This is a genomic window from Gracilibacillus sp. D59, from assembly GCF_052246695.1.
Lineage (GTDB): Bacteria > Bacillota > Bacilli > Bacillales > Amphibacillaceae > Gracilibacillus.
The window spans coordinates 38,153-55,231 of sequence record NZ_JBQQCK010000017.1; the positions used below are offsets into that span (position 1 = coordinate 38,153).

Annotated in this window: 19 protein-coding genes; all 19 read right to left on the reverse strand. The window is 35.9% G+C overall.

Translation table 11 applies throughout. From position 1 onward, the window contains the following. Nucleotides 1-12: 12 nt before the first annotated feature. Nucleotides 13-1,728: a DNA repair protein RecN gene (gene recN / locus ACTWP4_RS20695; RefSeq protein WP_443130687.1), complete on the reverse strand. Its 1,716-nt coding sequence runs from the start codon at nucleotides 1,726-1,728 to the stop codon at nucleotides 13-15. Nucleotides 1,729-1,741: 13 nt separating this feature from the next. Beyond that, the gene (gene ahrC, locus ACTWP4_RS20700; RefSeq protein ID WP_443130688.1) at nucleotides 1,742-2,191 is read right to left on the reverse strand and encodes a transcriptional regulator AhrC/ArgR; all 450 of its coding nucleotides are present in this window, start codon (nucleotides 2,189-2,191) and stop codon (nucleotides 1,742-1,744) included. 63 nt (nucleotides 2,192-2,254) lie between these two features. Beyond that, nucleotides 2,255-3,076 carry a TlyA family RNA methyltransferase gene (locus ACTWP4_RS20705; RefSeq protein ID WP_443130689.1) on the reverse strand — a complete coding sequence of 274 codons (822 nt, stop codon included), beginning with the start codon at nucleotides 3,074-3,076 and terminating at the stop codon, nucleotides 2,255-2,257. A gap of 6 nt (nucleotides 3,077-3,082) precedes the next feature. After that, nucleotides 3,083-4,981: a 1-deoxy-D-xylulose-5-phosphate synthase gene (dxs, locus tag ACTWP4_RS20710; protein WP_443130690.1), complete on the reverse strand. Its 1,899-nt coding sequence runs from the start codon at nucleotides 4,979-4,981 to the stop codon at nucleotides 3,083-3,085. A 35-nt stretch (nucleotides 4,982-5,016) separates the two neighbouring features. Continuing rightward, a complete protein-coding gene (locus ACTWP4_RS20715; RefSeq protein ID WP_443130691.1) occupies nucleotides 5,017-5,595 on the reverse strand; it encodes a hypothetical protein in 579 nt (192 codons plus the stop codon). A 692-nt stretch (nucleotides 5,596-6,287) separates the two neighbouring features. Continuing rightward, nucleotides 6,288-7,172: a polyprenyl synthetase family protein gene (locus ACTWP4_RS20720; protein ID WP_443130692.1), complete on the reverse strand. Its 885-nt coding sequence runs from the start codon at nucleotides 7,170-7,172 to the stop codon at nucleotides 6,288-6,290. Further along, the gene (gene xseB / locus ACTWP4_RS20725; protein ID WP_443130693.1) at nucleotides 7,173-7,409 is read right to left on the reverse strand and encodes an exodeoxyribonuclease VII small subunit; all 237 of its coding nucleotides are present in this window, start codon (nucleotides 7,407-7,409) and stop codon (nucleotides 7,173-7,175) included. It lies immediately after the preceding gene. Beyond that, a complete protein-coding gene (xseA, locus tag ACTWP4_RS20730) occupies nucleotides 7,406-8,755 on the reverse strand; it encodes an exodeoxyribonuclease VII large subunit (protein ID WP_443130694.1) in 1,350 nt (449 codons plus the stop codon). Before xseA ends, xseB begins: the two co-directional genes overlap by 4 nt. Before the next feature lie 105 nt (nucleotides 8,756-8,860). Then, complete coding sequence (folD, locus tag ACTWP4_RS20735) at nucleotides 8,861-9,718, reverse strand: bifunctional methylenetetrahydrofolate dehydrogenase/methenyltetrahydrofolate cyclohydrolase FolD (RefSeq protein WP_443130695.1); 858 nt, start codon at nucleotides 9,716-9,718, stop codon at nucleotides 8,861-8,863. A 12-nt stretch (nucleotides 9,719-9,730) separates the two neighbouring features. Beyond that, the gene (gene nusB / locus ACTWP4_RS20740) at nucleotides 9,731-10,111 is read right to left on the reverse strand and encodes a transcription antitermination factor NusB (RefSeq protein WP_443130748.1); all 381 of its coding nucleotides are present in this window, start codon (nucleotides 10,109-10,111) and stop codon (nucleotides 9,731-9,733) included. 400 nt (nucleotides 10,112-10,511) lie between these two features. Continuing rightward, on the reverse strand, nucleotides 10,512-10,904 hold the full coding sequence (locus tag ACTWP4_RS20745; RefSeq protein WP_443130696.1) for an Asp23/Gls24 family envelope stress response protein: 393 nt from the start codon (nucleotides 10,902-10,904) through the stop codon (nucleotides 10,512-10,514). A 24-nt stretch (nucleotides 10,905-10,928) separates the two neighbouring features. Continuing rightward, nucleotides 10,929-12,290, reverse strand: a complete 1,362-nt coding sequence (gene accC, locus ACTWP4_RS20750; RefSeq protein ID WP_443130697.1) for an acetyl-CoA carboxylase biotin carboxylase subunit — start codon at nucleotides 12,288-12,290, stop codon at nucleotides 10,929-10,931. 12 nt (nucleotides 12,291-12,302) lie between these two features. Continuing rightward, entirely contained in the window at nucleotides 12,303-12,800 is a 498-nt protein-coding gene (gene accB / locus ACTWP4_RS20755; RefSeq protein ID WP_443130698.1) for an acetyl-CoA carboxylase biotin carboxyl carrier protein, read from the reverse strand. A 591-nt stretch (nucleotides 12,801-13,391) separates the two neighbouring features. After that, nucleotides 13,392-13,991 (reverse strand): SpoIIIAH-like family protein, encoded by a 600-nt coding sequence (locus ACTWP4_RS20760; protein ID WP_443130699.1) that lies wholly within the window; start codon nucleotides 13,989-13,991, stop codon nucleotides 13,392-13,394. A gap of 21 nt (nucleotides 13,992-14,012) precedes the next feature. After that, complete coding sequence (gene spoIIIAG / locus ACTWP4_RS20765) at nucleotides 14,013-14,657, reverse strand: stage III sporulation protein AG (RefSeq protein WP_443130700.1); 645 nt, start codon at nucleotides 14,655-14,657, stop codon at nucleotides 14,013-14,015. Nucleotide 14,658: 1 nt separating this feature from the next. Then, nucleotides 14,659-15,273 (reverse strand): stage III sporulation protein AF, encoded by a 615-nt coding sequence (spoIIIAF, locus tag ACTWP4_RS20770; protein WP_443130749.1) that lies wholly within the window; start codon nucleotides 15,271-15,273, stop codon nucleotides 14,659-14,661. Nucleotides 15,274-15,283: 10 nt separating this feature from the next. Beyond that, on the reverse strand, nucleotides 15,284-16,447 hold the full coding sequence (spoIIIAE, locus tag ACTWP4_RS20775) for a stage III sporulation protein AE (protein WP_443130701.1): 1,164 nt from the start codon (nucleotides 16,445-16,447) through the stop codon (nucleotides 15,284-15,286). A 15-nt stretch (nucleotides 16,448-16,462) separates the two neighbouring features. Beyond that, nucleotides 16,463-16,855 (reverse strand): stage III sporulation protein AD, encoded by a 393-nt coding sequence (gene spoIIIAD, locus ACTWP4_RS20780; RefSeq protein ID WP_443130702.1) that lies wholly within the window; start codon nucleotides 16,853-16,855, stop codon nucleotides 16,463-16,465. Nucleotides 16,856-16,861: 6 nt separating this feature from the next. Further along, the gene (gene spoIIIAC / locus ACTWP4_RS20785) at nucleotides 16,862-17,068 is read right to left on the reverse strand and encodes a stage III sporulation protein AC (protein ID WP_018934528.1); all 207 of its coding nucleotides are present in this window, start codon (nucleotides 17,066-17,068) and stop codon (nucleotides 16,862-16,864) included. Nucleotides 17,069-17,079 lie beyond the last annotated feature (11 nt).

Here is a 17,079-nt window from a genome sequence, read left to right on the forward strand (position 1 = left end):
TTTGACGGGATATTATTTTTTATGATTCATTTCAATTAATTCTTTAGCGTGTATTCTCGATGTTTCCGTTAATTCGGCACCAGTAATCATCTTTCCAATTTCATCAATACGTTCTACAAATGATAATTCTTGTATTGTTGTATATGTTCGATTATCCTGAATTACCTTTTCAATTTTTAAATGTGTATCTGCAATCGAGGCTACCTGTGGCAGGTGTGTAATACAAAGAACTTGTGATCCAATTGAAATATTATGAATTTTATCTGCCATTGATTGTGCTACACGACCACTAACTCCTGTATCTACTTCATCAAAAATAACACTGGTAACTCCCTGATGTCTCGAAAAAATATTTTTTAGAGCTAGCATGATTCTTGACATTTCCCCACCTGAAGCGATCCGATCCAATTCCTTCACCGGTTCTCCAGGATTGGTAGAAATTAAAAATTTCACTTGGTCTATCCCATCTTCATTTGGAAATACTTTCTTTCCCTCAAAAGATATGCCTCTTTCTTTATTAGGTATCGATACATCTACTTGGAAATTTGTTTTTTCTAAATAAAGATCCTTTAATTCCGTCAAGACAGCCTTCTCCAAGTGTTTTGCAGCTTTTTTTCTAATGTTATGCAACTCTTTTGCTTCTATTAACAAGTCATTTGCTACTTCCTGTAACATGTCAGATAAATTAGCGAGGTGCTGATCACGATTTTTTATTTCATCTAATTCATCTTCAATTTTAGCACTATACGTCATGATTTCTTCAACGCTTTGGCCATACTTCCTTTTCAACTGATCAATTTCATGTAGCCTTGATTCAATTAGCTCAAGTCTGCCATGTTCATAATCCATATTTTCAACGTATTGTCTAATTTGGTATGATAATTCTTCTATTAAATAATAATGATCAACGTATTGTTGATGAATTTTTTGAATGTCTTTATTATGTTCTCCAGCTTCTTCTAGGTTATTAGCAGCATGTGATAGCCAGTCTAAGCCTCTTTGCTCACCATGTAAAGCATTGTAGGCATCGTTCAGATTTTTATGGATCGTTTCAAAATGATGTAATTTATTACGTTCATTTGTCAGGTCTTCATCTTCATTTGGTTGTAAGTCGGCCTTTTGAATTTCATTTATTTGAAATTCCAATAAATCAATTCGCTGTGCTAATTCCTGTTCATTTTTGTTATTAGCTTCATATTTATCTTTTAATTCTTTCCATTGTTGATAAATTCTTTGATAATCCCTCTTAAATTGAGAATGATTTGATTGATAAAAGAAATCTAACAATTCTATATGTTTATCCTGATTAAGTAATGCCTGTGTTTCATGTTGACTATGTATGTCTAAGACCGTTTGCCCAAATTCCTTCAATATTGCTAAAGTGGTTAATTTGCCGTTGATTCTACAGATACTCTTTCCTGAATAGGAAATAGTCCGATGTAAAACAAGCATATGATCTTCCATTATGTCAATTCCTAGTTCTTTTGCCTTTTGATAAACAGGATGTGCTGTGTCTTCTATGATAAATAAGCCTTCTAATTCAGCTTTTTTCTCACCATGTCGAACATATTCAACTGATCCTCGTCCACCAATTAATAAACCAACTGCATCAATGATAATCGATTTCCCTGCACCTGTTTCACCAGTTAAAACAGTTAACCCTTTTTGAAATGATATATGCAGCTCATCAATAATAGCAAAATTTTTAATGGACAATTCGGTTAACATATGCTCACCACCTTTATAACATATTTAGAAACTTTTCTTTGAGGGCTTCTGCTTCTTCTGTTGTTTTACATATAATAAGAATAGTATCATCACCACAAATACAACCTACAATTTCTTCCCAACCTAAATTATCAATTAATGCTCCCATTGCCTGTGCATTACCTGGTAAAGTTTTCATCACGATGAAATGTGTGGCTGTATCTATACTGATAAATGCATCCATGATAAATCTTTTTAATTTGTTTAATGGATTAAATTTTTGATCAGCCGGTAAACTATACTTATACCTACCATCTGTAGTAGGGACCTTAACCAAATGTAATTCCTTAATATCACGTGAAATGGTTGCTTGGGTAATACCATATCCTTGGCTCCTAAGCTCTTCCACTAAATCATCTTGTGTTTCAATTTCATTCTCCGTAATGATTTCACGAATTTTAATATGTCGCTGAGCTTTATTCATTGCTCTTCCTCCCGGTTACTTGTTCATATGAAAATGGACTACTTAACCGGTAGTCCAATTGGTTTAGCGATCTAATGCCTGGTGGGATTCTGTTACTACTTCTTCTGTCAAAGCTAAAAAATCCATTTCCTCTTCTATATTGAAATCTGATTTTTCCAATAAACCCAGGTATTCAATATTACCATCGCCTCCAGTTATTGGAGAAAAGGTTAAATCCAAAATATGAAAACCTGTTTTTTTTGCAAAAGATAATATATCTTGTAATACTTGCAAGTGTATAGCTGGGTTTCTCACAATCCCCTTTTTGCCCACTTGCTCTCTCCCAGCTTCAAATTGAGGTTTGATTAAGATAACTGCCTGACTATCTAATGATAACAATTGGAAAAGCGATGGTAAAATTAATCGTAAAGATATAAAAGAAACATCTACTGTAGCAAAATTTGGTGTCTCTTTTGTTAGCATGTCTGGTGTCACGTATCGAAAGTTAGTTCTTTCCATTACTACAACACGTGGGTCATTTCGTAATTTCCAGTCTAATTGATTATATCCTACATCGATCGCATAACTTAACTTCACACCGTTTTGGAGGGCGCAATCAGTAAATCCCCCAGTAGAAGAACCGACATCAACCATCACTTTATCACTTAAATCTAAAGAAAAATAATCAATCGCTTTTTCTAATTTTAATCCGCCACGTCCAACGTATGGTATCGCCTTACCCTTTATATCAATCGGAATATCATCGTTTACTTTTGTACCAGGCTTGTCCATTCGTTGTCCTTTTGAGAAGACGAGACCGGCCATGATTGTTCTTTTAGCCTTCTCTCTGGATTCACTTAAGCCTCGATCAACTATTAATTGATCTAGTCGTATTTTTTTACTCATTATTCATCATGCCCTTTTTTGCTCATCATTACTAACGGCTAATAATTTTTTTAATTCCACAACAATTTGATCCTTTGTCAAATTTATTTCTTGCAGAAGTTCATTAACATTACCATGTTCAATATATTGATCAGGAATACCCATTCTTTTAACTTGTGGATGATAATTATTTTCTTCGGCAAACTCAAGAACTCCAGATCCAAATCCACCTTTAAGTACTGCTTCTTCCACAGTTAATATCGGGATATTTTTACTCATTCTGTCATGTAAAACCTCTTCATCTAAAGGTTTAATAAATCTTGCGTTGATTACTTCAACATGAATGCCTTGCTTTTGCAGATAGTCGCTCGCAGCAAGAGACATTTCAATTGTAGTACCAAATGTTAGGATAACGGCATCCTTTCCTTCTTTTAACACTTCCCATTTACCGATAGGCACAGTTTTTAGTTGCTGATCCATTTCAACACCTAAACCATTTCCTCTCGGAAAACGAACAGCGATTGGACCTTTATCATAAGAAATAGCCGTGTTCACCATGTGTTGACATTCATTTTCGTCTTTTGGCATCATAATCACCATATTAGGTAAATGACGTAAGAACGCAATATCAAAAACCCCTTGATGTGTTTCACCATCGGCCCCAACTAGCCCTGCACGGTCAATACCAAATGCAACATTTAGATTTTGGCGACAGACATCATGTACTAATTGATCATACGCTCTTTGTAAGAAGGTTGAATATATCGCAAGAAAAGGTTTCATTCCTTGCGTTGCCAAACCTGCTGAAAACGTTGTAGCATGTTGTTCTGCAATACCTACGTCAAATAAACGTTCAGGATATTTTTCCTGAAATTTATCCAGTTTGGAACCAAGAATCATGGCAGGTGTAATCACTGCAAGGCGTTCTTCGTTCGCAGCAATAGATTCTAATGTATCACTTACAACTTGACTCCAAGCAGGTGCTGCATTAGCTGGCTTGATTTTTTCACCTGAATCAATTTTATACGGGCCAACACCATGCCATTTATCTTTCTTATCTGATTCTGCAGGGTAATATCCTTTTCCTTTTTGCGTAATAACATGAACCAATACAGGCCCTTGTGTTTTTTTTGCATATTCAATATGCTCTTCTAAATCCTTAAAATCATGGCCGTCAACTGGTCCGAAATAAGTGAAACCAAATTCCTCAAACAACATTCCCGGAACCATAAAATATTTCATACTATCCTTCACTCGTTCTGCTGTTTGAGCAATCATGCCTCCAACCGCTGGAATTCTTTTTAACAGGATTTCTAATTCATCCTTGACTCGATTGTATTTTCCGGCACTTCTCATTCTTCCCAATGCATTATGTAGTGCCCCAACATTGCCTGCAATAGACATTTCATTATCATTGAGAATAACCGTGATATTTTTCTTTTCATGACCAATATGATTTAAAGCTTCCAACGCCATGCCGCCTGTTAAAGCCCCATCACCAATAATTGGTACAACATAATTGGTATCTTTTTTCATGTCACGAGCGACTGCCATACCCATAGCCGCTGAAAGTGACGTTGAGCTATGTCCTGCTTCCCAAACATCATGCTCACTTTCGATCATTTTTGGAAAACCGCAAAGACCTTTATACTGTCTAAGCGTATCAAATTGATCTGTACGTCCTGTCAAGATTTTGTGAATATAGGATTGGTGTCCGACATCAAAGATTAATTTATCTTCAGGACTATTAAATTGCTTATGCAACGCAAGTGTTAGTTCTACCACTCCTAGATTAGCACCTAAATGACCTCCTGTTACGGATAACTTTTCAATTAGGAACTGACGGACTTCACTAGCTAATACTTCTAGTTCTTCCGCATTTAATTGTTTAAGAAATGCTGGATTTTTTATCTTGGTTAGATCCATGAAGGAATCCTCCCTACTTTTATTCAAGATTCGCCTTATTTATTCGACAATACTTTTATTTTAAATTTTTCTTCTAAAAATGCAATTATTTTACCAACTATAAATATTATATTAGTTGATGAATGAATGGCAAAGAACTTACCCAGTGCCTTACCTCCTACTGTTAATGCAGCAACAAGGCTTGTAAGAATTACGTTAATGGATAGATGAAATGTTGTTCCTTCCCCATAGCCAAACCCATTTGAAACTTGCAGTATAACGATAGCAGATGCTGTTCCACTTATTATACCAGAAATATCTCCAATCACATCATTACAAAAGCTGGCAAATCGATCAGCATTTCTGACAATCTGTATCGCTTGCTTGGAACCGCTTACCTTCTCTGCTGCCATTGCATGAAATGGTACTTCATCTGCTGCAGTTGCTGCTATACCTAGCATGTCAAAAAACACACCTATAAATACAATAATAAATACGATCACTAAGCCAATGATCGACATTACTCCATTTAATATGGACGAAGATACTACTGAAAAAATAGCCGCTAACACAAACGTGATAACGGCAATGCTTAAACTAAATTTTATCGACTTTTGCAAATGTTGTTTATTCATATTAAAACCTCGTTAATTGGGTACATTATGTATACAGGTATGGAATGGTCATTTTAAAGGTAAAAACTGCGGCTTAGGTCCAGTAGGTTTTCCCAGACAGGTACCGAGTGTTGCCACTCTGGCGGTTCCCCTTTAAGCCTGTCTTAGCGCAGTCACCCGACGCTAGACTGGATTACCACTTAGTCCGCACTATAATCCCTTTTAAATGTCCTATTGGAACAGTCTAGGAGATTTCCTCAACAACCCTTAACCGTTTCCTAGCCTCTTTTGCAGTACGAATTTCATACAGAAAAACATGTTCTAAACTAGTGGCCATCCAGTTAAGAACACTTGTTACCTGTAATCCCCTTCGTACCACTCAAGGCAGGCTACGCTACAAATAAGGATTCCCTCACCCTTATTACGTAGGTTCATACCCCATTCCATACTTCATTCTTGGCTAAGCATAAAATACAGATATGGGCCTCCGCGGAAGAAGGGTCGTCGCCCACATGCCTTTGTGGATCGCCCTTCAACCTTAACTCCCAGCATCGACCCAAGGCTGGGCGCCTCAAGCCAACACAAGGAACTTCATCGATGTGCCCTTTGGCGGATTTTTAGGCCCGCCTTCAGAAACGGAGGATTGACTAGAATACTGCACCATCCCATTAACTTACTTCAAATATAACATGTTTTTTATTTTTTCTCAATAATTACTGATCTCGCTCACTTAAATAACTACTTATTAAAGCCAGATCTGTGTTTTCCAGACCAACTTCCTTCAGACATTGGGCTGCTTCCTTTACATACTTTGCTTTATATTGTTTAGCTCCGTCTAATCCTAATATGCTTGGGTATGTGCTTTTCTCATTATCAATATCACTGCCAACACGTTTACCAATTGTTGCTTGATCACCTTCGATGTCTAAAATATCATCTTGAATTTGAAATATAATACCTAAATAATCACCATATTTCTTTAAAATTTCCATTTTAGCTTGAGATATACCTGCTAAGAATCCGCCAATTTCTATTGCAAATGAAATAAGGCGTCCTGTTTTTAAATGATGAATGTTTTCCAGGTCTTTGATGGAAATGTCTTGGTTTTCTGCTTCCATATCCAAAAATTGTCCAGCAACCATCCCTTCTAATCCGCTTGCTTTCGATAGCTTGGCTACAATATTAACTTTTTCTCTGTCAGTATATAAATCGGAAGTGGTAATAACATGAAAGCTATTAGTTAATAACCCATCGCCCGCTAAAATAGCTGTTGCTTCATCAAACTTTTTATGATTGGTTAGTATTCCTCTGCGATACGTATCATCGTCCATTGCAGGGAGATCATCATGGATCAGAGAATAGGTATGGATCATTTCTAATGCAATTGCAGCAGGATACACTTTTACTGGATCTTCTCCAAGTCCTGTACAAGTTAATTTCATTAAAAGTGGACGTAATCTTTTACCGCCTGCTTCAATGGAATATAAAACGGATTCACGTAAACGATCGGGGATATTTAACCCTTTAAGGTAAGACATCAGTGCGCTATTTAATTGTTGTTGTTCTTTCAGTAACAATGATTGTAATGATTGATCCACTTATTTTTCCTCCTGAATTTCAAAACTGACACGCTCATTGTCTTCACGCAGGATTTCTTTCATTTGTTTTTCCGCATTTACTAATTTATCGTGACAAATTTTCGATAATTTTGATCCTTCTGCATAATACTCCATCGCTTTTTCTAACGGTACTTCTCCTTCTTCCATTTTAGTGACAATAGATTCTAATTGCTCCAATGCTTCTTCAAATGATAATTCTTTTTTTGACTCACTCATATTTTATCTCCCTTTCTAATTTCTTTTACCCTACATTCAACAAGACCATCGGAAAGTTGAACGGTCAATGCCTTGTCTTTGGTAACTTGGTCGATACTCCGAACAATTTCATTTTCCTCTGTATATGCAACTGAATATCCTCTGCTCATAATCCGAGTCGGGTTTAGTAAATCAAGCTGTGCTAAGTTTTTACTAAATATATTGTTCTTTTGCACTAATTGTTGTTTACTCGCACGGTATAAACGCATTAATAAGTCTTGCACTTGTTGGTTTTGTTGCTCCATCTGCTTTTCAAGGTTGAGACGATTGTATCGTTGAACCACATATTGAAAGTGATCGTTTTTAGCTCGAACTACATGTTGTAACTGTTTCGTCACTTGCTCTACTGCTCGATCTAGCCTTTGTTCCTTATCTTCCACTAAACGGTCAGGATATTTGAACACATAGGAACTCTCAATCGAATCTAACTTTTCACGGGAGCGCTCTATTTTATTTTGAATATTATTCTCAATAAATAGATCAATTTTCTTCAGCTTATCTAATAATTCTATTTGAGATGGCACTGCCAATTCAGCCGCTGCTGTAGGTGTCGGCGCCCGTAAGTCTGCCACCATATCACTAATGGTTATATCTGTCTCATGACCTACAGCAGATATGACGGGAAGTTCAGATTGAAAAATAGTTCTGGCCACTTCTTCTTCATTAAAACTCCATAATTCTTCTAATGATCCACCACCACGTCCTACAATTATAAGATCCAATTTATCAATTTGATTTGCTTTATTAATACCTTCTACGATAGAGGATGCAGCCTGTTTCCCTTGTACTAATACAGGGATAATTAAAATGTTAGTAATTGGGTAGCGTCTTTCCATTGTTGTTAATATATCACGGATAGCTGCACCTGTTGGTGAGGTTAATACCGCAATATGCTGAGGATATTTTGGCAATGCTCTCTTATGTATCGGATCGAAAAGTCCTTCTTTAGAGAGCTTTTCCTTTAATTGTTCAAAAGCTAAATGAAGTGCACCGATTCCATCTGGTTGCAATTCCTGTATATACAACTGATATTGACCCTGTGACTCAAAAACACTGATATAACCAGTAATCAAGACCTTCATACCATCCTCTGGTCTAAAAGAGAGATTTTGATTCTGTCTATGGAACATGACAGCACGAATACTTGCGTAATCATCTTTAATGGTCATGTACATATGGCCTCTGGAATGGTGTTTAAAATTCGATATTTCACCTCTTAACCATATTTGATTAAGATGCCTGTCCACTTCAAATTTCTTTTTTATATATTTTGTTAGCGCAGTCACTGACAAATATTTATCTTCCACATCATCATCCCTCTGTATACTTTTGCAAGAAAAGGTCATTCTAATGATAAGAATGACCTTTTCTTTCCATATTAAAATAAGTGAAACTGTTTCACAAGTTCCTTTTTACGATAATCCATTCACTTTTTTAGCGGATTTAATCGTATTATGCATCAACATAGTAATAGTCATCGGTCCAACACCTTTTGGAACTGGCGTGATATAGCTAGCTTTTTCTCTAGCAGAATCGAAGTCAACATCTCCTGTAAGAGAACCATCTTCAATCCTGTTAACACCTACATCAATTACAATGGCACCCTCTTTAATGTGATCACCATTAATAAAATGAGCTTTCCCGACTGCTACAATCAAGATGTCAGCTGACGCTATGTATTGTTCCATATTTTTCGTACGCGAATGACAATAAGTTACTGTGGCGTTTTCACTTAAAAGCAATTGTCCGACTGGCTTCCCAACAATATTACTTCTCCCAATCACAACAGCATGTTTTCCTTCTAATGAAATGTTTTTGGATTTCATCATTTGAATAATGCCATAAGGTGTACATGGATAGAATGTATCTTTTCCTGTCATCATACGTCCAATGCTTATCGGGTGAAAACCATCTACGTCTTTCTCAGGTGAAATAGCTTCAATAATTACTTCTTCATCAATATGCTCTGGTAAAGGTAACTGCACTAGGATTCCATGGACCGAATCTTTTTTGTTTAATGTATCAATTAAAGATAATAGCTCCTCTTGTGTAGTTGATTCCGGTAACTCAATTAATTCTGAGTCTACTCCAACGTAATCAGATGCTTTTTGCTTTCCTTTCACGTATGATTTCGAGGCCGGATCATCACCTATTAAGACTACGGTCAAGCCCGGTATAATTCCTTTGTCACGAAGGCCAGCTACTTCTTCCTTCATTTCATCTCTCAAAGATTGTGCTAGCTCACTGCCATAAATAACTTCTGCAGACACAAAAGCTCCCCCTTATTTTATCATTTTTGATAATACACCATTGATAAACTTTCCTGATTTATCATCACCGAAAATATGAGCAATTTCAATTACCTCATTGATTATCACACTTTCGGGTGCGTCTTTCGAATAAAATAATTCATAAACTGCCATACGTAGTAGCGTTTTCTCCACTAAGGCCACTCTTTCCAAAGACCATTTTTCTAAATGACCTTTAATTTTCTCATCAATCGCTTGTCTATTCGTAGCAACACCATTTACAAGATTCAACAAAAAGGGATCATGTTCATTTTCCTCTAACGTATGTTCAACGGTAGTTGCTAAATCATATTCTTCTGTATCCAATGAAAATAAAATTTGTAATGCTTTTTCACGTGCAGTTCTTCGTTTCATGTACTTATTCTTCTCCTTATCACGGTCATATTCTTCACTTTCAAATGATACCATGTTATCTTTTGGAATGCCATTAAATCTTATAATACCACGATAAAAAATATTGATACCACCTAGATAAGGTAAACATTTTATGTAAAGTTGTGAAAAATCTAATTTAGTCAGGTTTACTTCCATTATGGAAGGTTGAGTGCTAAATCGACATTGCAAAAAAAGATCCCTTTCTATTGGGATAAACACAAAAATTTATCATTCCTAATAAAGTGAGACTTCCATCAGTGGGGGTTTTTGCCCTCCACTGATGGTTAGTGAAACTTATCAGGGGGTTTACGATAAATGAATAAAAGCCCTACCAGATAATACTGCAGGACCCTCATTCACTTACGCACATTATAAAATACTACTCATCTTTTTCATCATTAACTTGTTCCATGTGAACTCCTACAACGTGCACGTTAATTTCTTTGATTTGGATAGCAGTCATATTTTCGATCGCATGTCTTACATTTAATTGAATTTTTTCAGCGACAGTAGGAACAGAATGGCCATAATCCACAACAATGTATACGTCAGTCGACACAGCATCATCTGTTAGTTCTACCTTAATTCCTTTACCATGTGCTTTTTTCCCTAATCGTTCTGCTACTCCTGTTGCGAAATTACCTCTCATGCTGGATACACCTGGTACTTCTGTAGTTGCAATACCTGCAATTACCTCCAACACATCAGGTGCGATTTCAACTTTTCCTAATGGAGTAGACTCACTAACATTAAGTAATTGGTTTTCAGCCATGATAAACGCCCCTTTTGACTAAATTTAATCTTGCTCTTCTTCCATTATACTATATTTTTCTAAAAATCTTGTATTAAAATCACCGTCAACAAATACTGGGTGTACCATCATTCTTCGATGAAATGGAATTGTGGTATGAACACCTTCTACGAAAAATTCATCCAAAGCTCGCTTCATACGATCAACTGCTTCTTTTCGTGTCTTGCCATAGGTAATTAATTTTGCAATCATCGAATCGTAATATGGCGGAATTCGATAGCCAGGATATGCTGCTGAATCGACTCTTACACCTAATCCACCTGGTGGAAGATACATTTCAATTTTACCTGCTGATGGCATAAAATCTTTTGCAGGGTTTTCAGCATTTATTCGGCATTCCATTGCCCATCCATCAAATGTAATATCTTCTTGTTCATAAGACAATTTTTCATTATTGGCAATGTTGATTTGTTCTTTGATTAAATCTACACCTGTAACCATTTCAGTAACAGGGTGCTCTACTTGGATACGTGTATTCATTTCCATAAAATAAAACTTATTTTCTTTTTGATCAAAAATAAATTCAATTGTTCCTGCTCCAGAATAGTCAACGGCTTTTGCAGCTTTAACTGCCGCTTCACCCATCTTCATTCGCATATCTTCATTGATTGCTGGTGATGGCGTTTCTTCAATAAGCTTTTGCAATCGTCGTTGAACACTACAATCACGTTCTCCTAGGTGTATCACATTGCCGTGATTATCTGCTAGAACTTGAATTTCTACATGACGGAAATCTTCAATAAATTTTTCCAAATATACACCCGGGTTGCCAAATGCTTTTTCAGCTTCATTTTGTGTAACACGGATACCTTTTAGTAATTCTTCTTCCGTACGAGCTACACGAATACCTTTACCTCCGCCACCAGCAGTTGCTTTGATAATGACTGGAAATCCTATTTCGTTAGCTACTTTAAGCCCTTCTTCTTCATCCTCAATGATACCATTTGAACCTGGCACCACCGGAACACCTGCTTCTCGCATCGTTTCTCGTGCTACATCTTTTGTTCCCATTTTTTGAATTGCATAGGCACTAGGACCAACGAATGTTATATTACAGGCATCACAGATCTCAGCAAAATCTGCGTTCTCTGATAAGAATCCATAACCAGGATGAATCGCATCGGTATCAGTTAATGTTGCAACACTCATAATATTAGTAAAGTTTAAATAACTGTCCGTACTTAATTTCGGTCCAATACAATAAGCTTCATCCGCTAATTGTACATGCAATGCATCACTATCGGCCTCTGAATACACTGCTACCGTTTCAATTCCCAATTCTTTTGCAGATCGAATAATTCTGACTGCTATTTCTCCACGGTTCGCAATTAACAGTTTCTTAATCACAATGTCATCCCCTTATGCCTTCTTAATTCGGAATAATGGTTGTCCATATTCCACTAATTCCCCATTTTCTGCTAATATTTCTGTAATTGTTCCTGTTATATCTGCTTCTATTTCATTAAATAATTTCATTGCTTCTAAGATACATACAATGGAATCTTCATTAACTTGATCACCAACTTGTACATAAGCTGGTTTATCTGGAGATGGTGAACTATAGAAAGTTCCTACCATAGGTGAAACAATTTCATGATCATAATCCGCCTTTGGCTGTGGTTCTTCTTTTGTTACTGTTTCTTCAGTTGAAACTTCTGGTTTTGTTGTTGATTCCGGATTTGCTTGCGATACTACTTCTTCCGTTTGTACTACAGGTCGTGGCGCTACATGTGTTGTAGTTTCACCTGCATTTTTCTTCAGTTTAATTTTGCCACCATTAGCCTCATAAGAGAACTCTTCAATAGTCGATTGATCTAATTTGTCAATTAATTGATTGATTTCTTGAATTGTTAACATTTTTGCACCCCTTCAACTTTTGTTACAATTAATAACAGGTACTAATAACTCCTTCTAACATTTTACGCAATAGATATAAAAACTGCAACCTTTCTTTTTTAAGGAGCGATATTAATAAATACTGAGACTGTGAAATAAGAAAAACCAACACAGTACGTATTAGTACTAGATATAAAACTCGAACCAATGAAACTTCTGATTAGTGTAGCTTTCACCCATTCTTCAAGTTGAATGCTAATTCATCGCTGGGGAAAATTCGACACTCCGTGGAACGGCTAAAAGAGGCCACGTCCAGTGACCAACGCCGACACTTGATCGTCCTGCTCTTCGAAACAGCAACAACTGAACCCCATAAGAAGTGATTTTGCTCTGAGGAGGCTGAAATGTTGCACTTGTGCCCTGGATAAAAGAGAGTTTTTTTCCGCAGTGACCTTCAAGCACTCATCAATAAAAGAATGGAAGAAGTAATCCATATGACTGTTATTTCTCAGTCTATGTTTTCACGCATTTTTACTATCCCTTATAAAATAAAAATGCCCTCGAGAAATCTCAAGGACATGTTAACGTGTATTGAAACAAAAGACAACGGATTTAGCTTGGCTTATAGCTGACATCAATTTGTATTTCACCAAATTCATCTTTTGCGTGTTGAATGATTTCATTTGCTTCTTTCCGTGAAAGACTGTCTGCTTGTACAGTTATCACGACATTATTGTCTGATACATTGCGGACAAGAACTTCTTCATATCCATTTAGAGATTTTAGTGTGTCCTCCAGAATGTTTTCCTTTTTATTTACCATCTCTATTTCTTTCATTGCTTCATAAGCTTTATTCTTCTCGTCTGAACTAGCTTCGCTTGAAGCAACAATCGATTCCAGTCTTTCTTTTTCCATACTTCTTTGATTGGTAATTTCCATGCGTACTGCTGCGAAATATTCATCAGAATTAATTGATGATGTATTTATGTTTTCGGTACTTGTACCTTCCATTCCTGTTTCTTCTGACTCCTCTAATACCGATTCATCAGTTGATTTGTCCACATTGGATAATGATGTGGTTTGATCCTCTTGCTCCTGATCTGAATCAAAGTATGCCAAATCCCCTTCAGAAGGTGCATTTAAATAATACACACTTAACACAATCATTAAACTCAACATCGTTAACAACCATACTGTTTGCTTTTTCAACATATCTTTTCCCTCCTAATAGTTCTATGTGTTTTTCGGCATAACCGAAACTCTATGAGCCGGTACATCCAATACTTTGGATACGGCTTCTAATACCCATTTTTTCACTTCTAGGTTGTCCACCCCATCCGCAACTATCAGCACACCTCTAACTTTTGGTTTTTTAGTCTGGATTAATAATGGAATTTCTTGTTCACCTTGGCGAATAACGACAACGGTTTGTTCTCTCGTTTCATCGTCAATTTTTCTTGTACCACCATTTTGGTCTGTTTCATTTGTTGTTTGTGAGCCTATCACTAAATTTTTCTCGTATACTTGTTTATTTGTTGCATCTAGATTGACCATCACTTCAACTTCTGATACCCCTGTGATTTTGTTGAGTAATTCCACTAAATCACTTTCGTATGATGCTTCTAAATCTCCAATCTTTGAAGTTGCATCAGATACATTTGACTGTTGCCATGTTTCATTCTCTTCATCGTCCGAAGTCGATTCAATCATTCTAGGAGGATCAGTAATTTGATTATTCGATTGATTGGAGCTGAATACATTACTAACTAACAATATGAAAACTGCAATTAATACCAGCAAAGCAATATACTGCATTTTTGTTGGTTTTTTATCTTTCTCTTTTAAATTTGACAGAAACTTCTCCATCCATTTAGGCACCTTATTCCTCCTTCCATCCAATATGAATTATCTCCTCCTCTACTCCCCACTGATCAGCTAAGAAATTTTTTATTTCTGTTGTATTCTGTGGTGGAGATTCGGAAGTCTGAGGTAATGAGTCGCCAATTTGTATATTCACCTCTTCGACTCTGGCAGAAGCATCATCCTTTATGGCAAGTTGAACATATATACGCTCTAGCTCATTTTCTTCAGAAGTCGGATGACTCGCCCAATTTACTTCTAGGTCCTCAATTTGATAATTGTATGTTTCTTGTAACTCCTCCTCTACTATATTTTTCATTTGGACAACCATCTCTTCTAATACATATGCATCTTGTATCTGTTCTATTTCATTTTTCTGCTGATTCATTACACTTTCTATTTTGGATTCCACCGATGGGTCACTATTTGTCACAAAAAATTGATCAACCATTTTATGAACATCCACATTAAAAATAGACAGCAAAGGTTGTAGAATAATTAAAATAAGCAATAGTCCCACTACTAATTTCACATATTGTTTTAGTGTGGAACTGGGCAGAATGAGATCAACAATCATTGCTAGAATCATAAAGATAATAACTTGCAATATCCAACCTGACAGGTATTCAATGATTCTCCCCCCCTTATCTCACCATCATTGTTAAATTACTGGATATAATGAGAATGACAATAGTGAAGAAAAACATAAATGTAACTAATAAAAGCGCAGCAAATAAGTAAAGAATATGTTTCCCAATAATATCCAAACACTCTATAACTGGCCCGTCACCAATAGGTTGTAATATGGCAGTAGCCACTCTATACATTAAAGAGATAGTAAAAATCTTGATCGCCGGGAACAACACGATACCAATTAAAATCACTACACCAATCATGCCAATGCCATTCTTAATTAAAATAGTTGCACTTAATACAGTATCGGTGGCATCTGTAAAAATCCTACCAATTACCGGGATGAAATTACCGGTTACAAATTTAGCAGTTTTCATCGCAATACCATCTTGGATCGCACTCGCAGCTCCTTGCACTGATATAACCCCAAGAAAAACCGTTAGAAGAATCCCCATCAAGCTAATCGCTATATTTTTTATTAAATTTGCTAATTTCGTTGCTTTATACTCTGTACTAATGGTACTTACAATTTGAAGAATAGCTGAAATTAATATTAATGGAATAACAATTTTGGAAATAACAAATACACTTGTATGAATTAGAAAAATAATGATAGGATGAAAGAATGATATTGTTACAAGGTGTCCAAGAGAAGCTAATATACCTAATAACAACGGTAATAAAGCAACTAAAAAATTTTGGGCCATTTCCACTGTATCAAGTACATAACTAGATGCCAGCTGAAAGCTTTTCAGTGCTATAATGATCAACATGGTATAAACAATCGCATATGCTACTTTACTTACGACTTGTTTTTCAAAAGCATTTTGTATAGTTTGTAAGACCAAACAAAATAATGTGAGCAACATTAATGTCGCAAGTAATTTACCATTCTCCACAATCTCGTAAAAGAAGAAGCGGAGAAAACCTTTCAACCATTCTTTTATGGAGAGACTTCCTTCTCCTTTTACTATAGACCATAAATTTTCTTTATTAAGTTCAGGAAGTGCTTCTTGATATTCATCCCCCAAATAATCCCAATAACCTTCTAGTTCGCTCCCTTCAATCATTTGTTGGTAGGCGTCTTTTTGATTGGTGACATCTGCTGTAAGTTGTATTGGAATCATTAAAAAGAAAAGTACTAAAATGAAAGCAAGTTTTCTAGTAAATCTCATGTATATCCTTCCTAACTATGTGATCGGAAAAATATTTATTATCGTTTCAATTAATGATTTAAATATCGGAATAGCTAAAATGAGGATAAATACTTTTCCTATCATTTCTATTTTAACTGCTACCGATTCTAAACCTGCATCTTTTACAATGTTTGCTCCGATTTCCGTAATATAAGATATCCCAATGATTTGAAGTATGGTCTTGATATATACTTCATTAATATTTGCTTGTTCACCTAAATAAGTAATGAGATGGAGAATTTCTTGTACATACTGAATAACAAAAACAAAAAAGTAGAGAACGGTTAAAACAATAATTAGAAATGCAATACTGGGCTGCTTGTCCTTTAATAATAAAAATAATACGGATGCTATGATTCCTACGCTGATTACTTCAAAGATTTCCATAAACCATTATCCTTTTAGAAAAAATACAGCTCTTATCTGCTGAAAGAGATCCGAAATACTGTTAAGCACAAATAACAGAACGATAATAAAACCTACCAAACTTACAAATTGTGCATATTCTTCTTTCCCCATTTGCTTTAAAATTGTATGAATCATCGCAACAATAATTCCGATGCCTGCAATCTGAAATAAAACACTTGTATCTCCAATCACGTGATATCTCC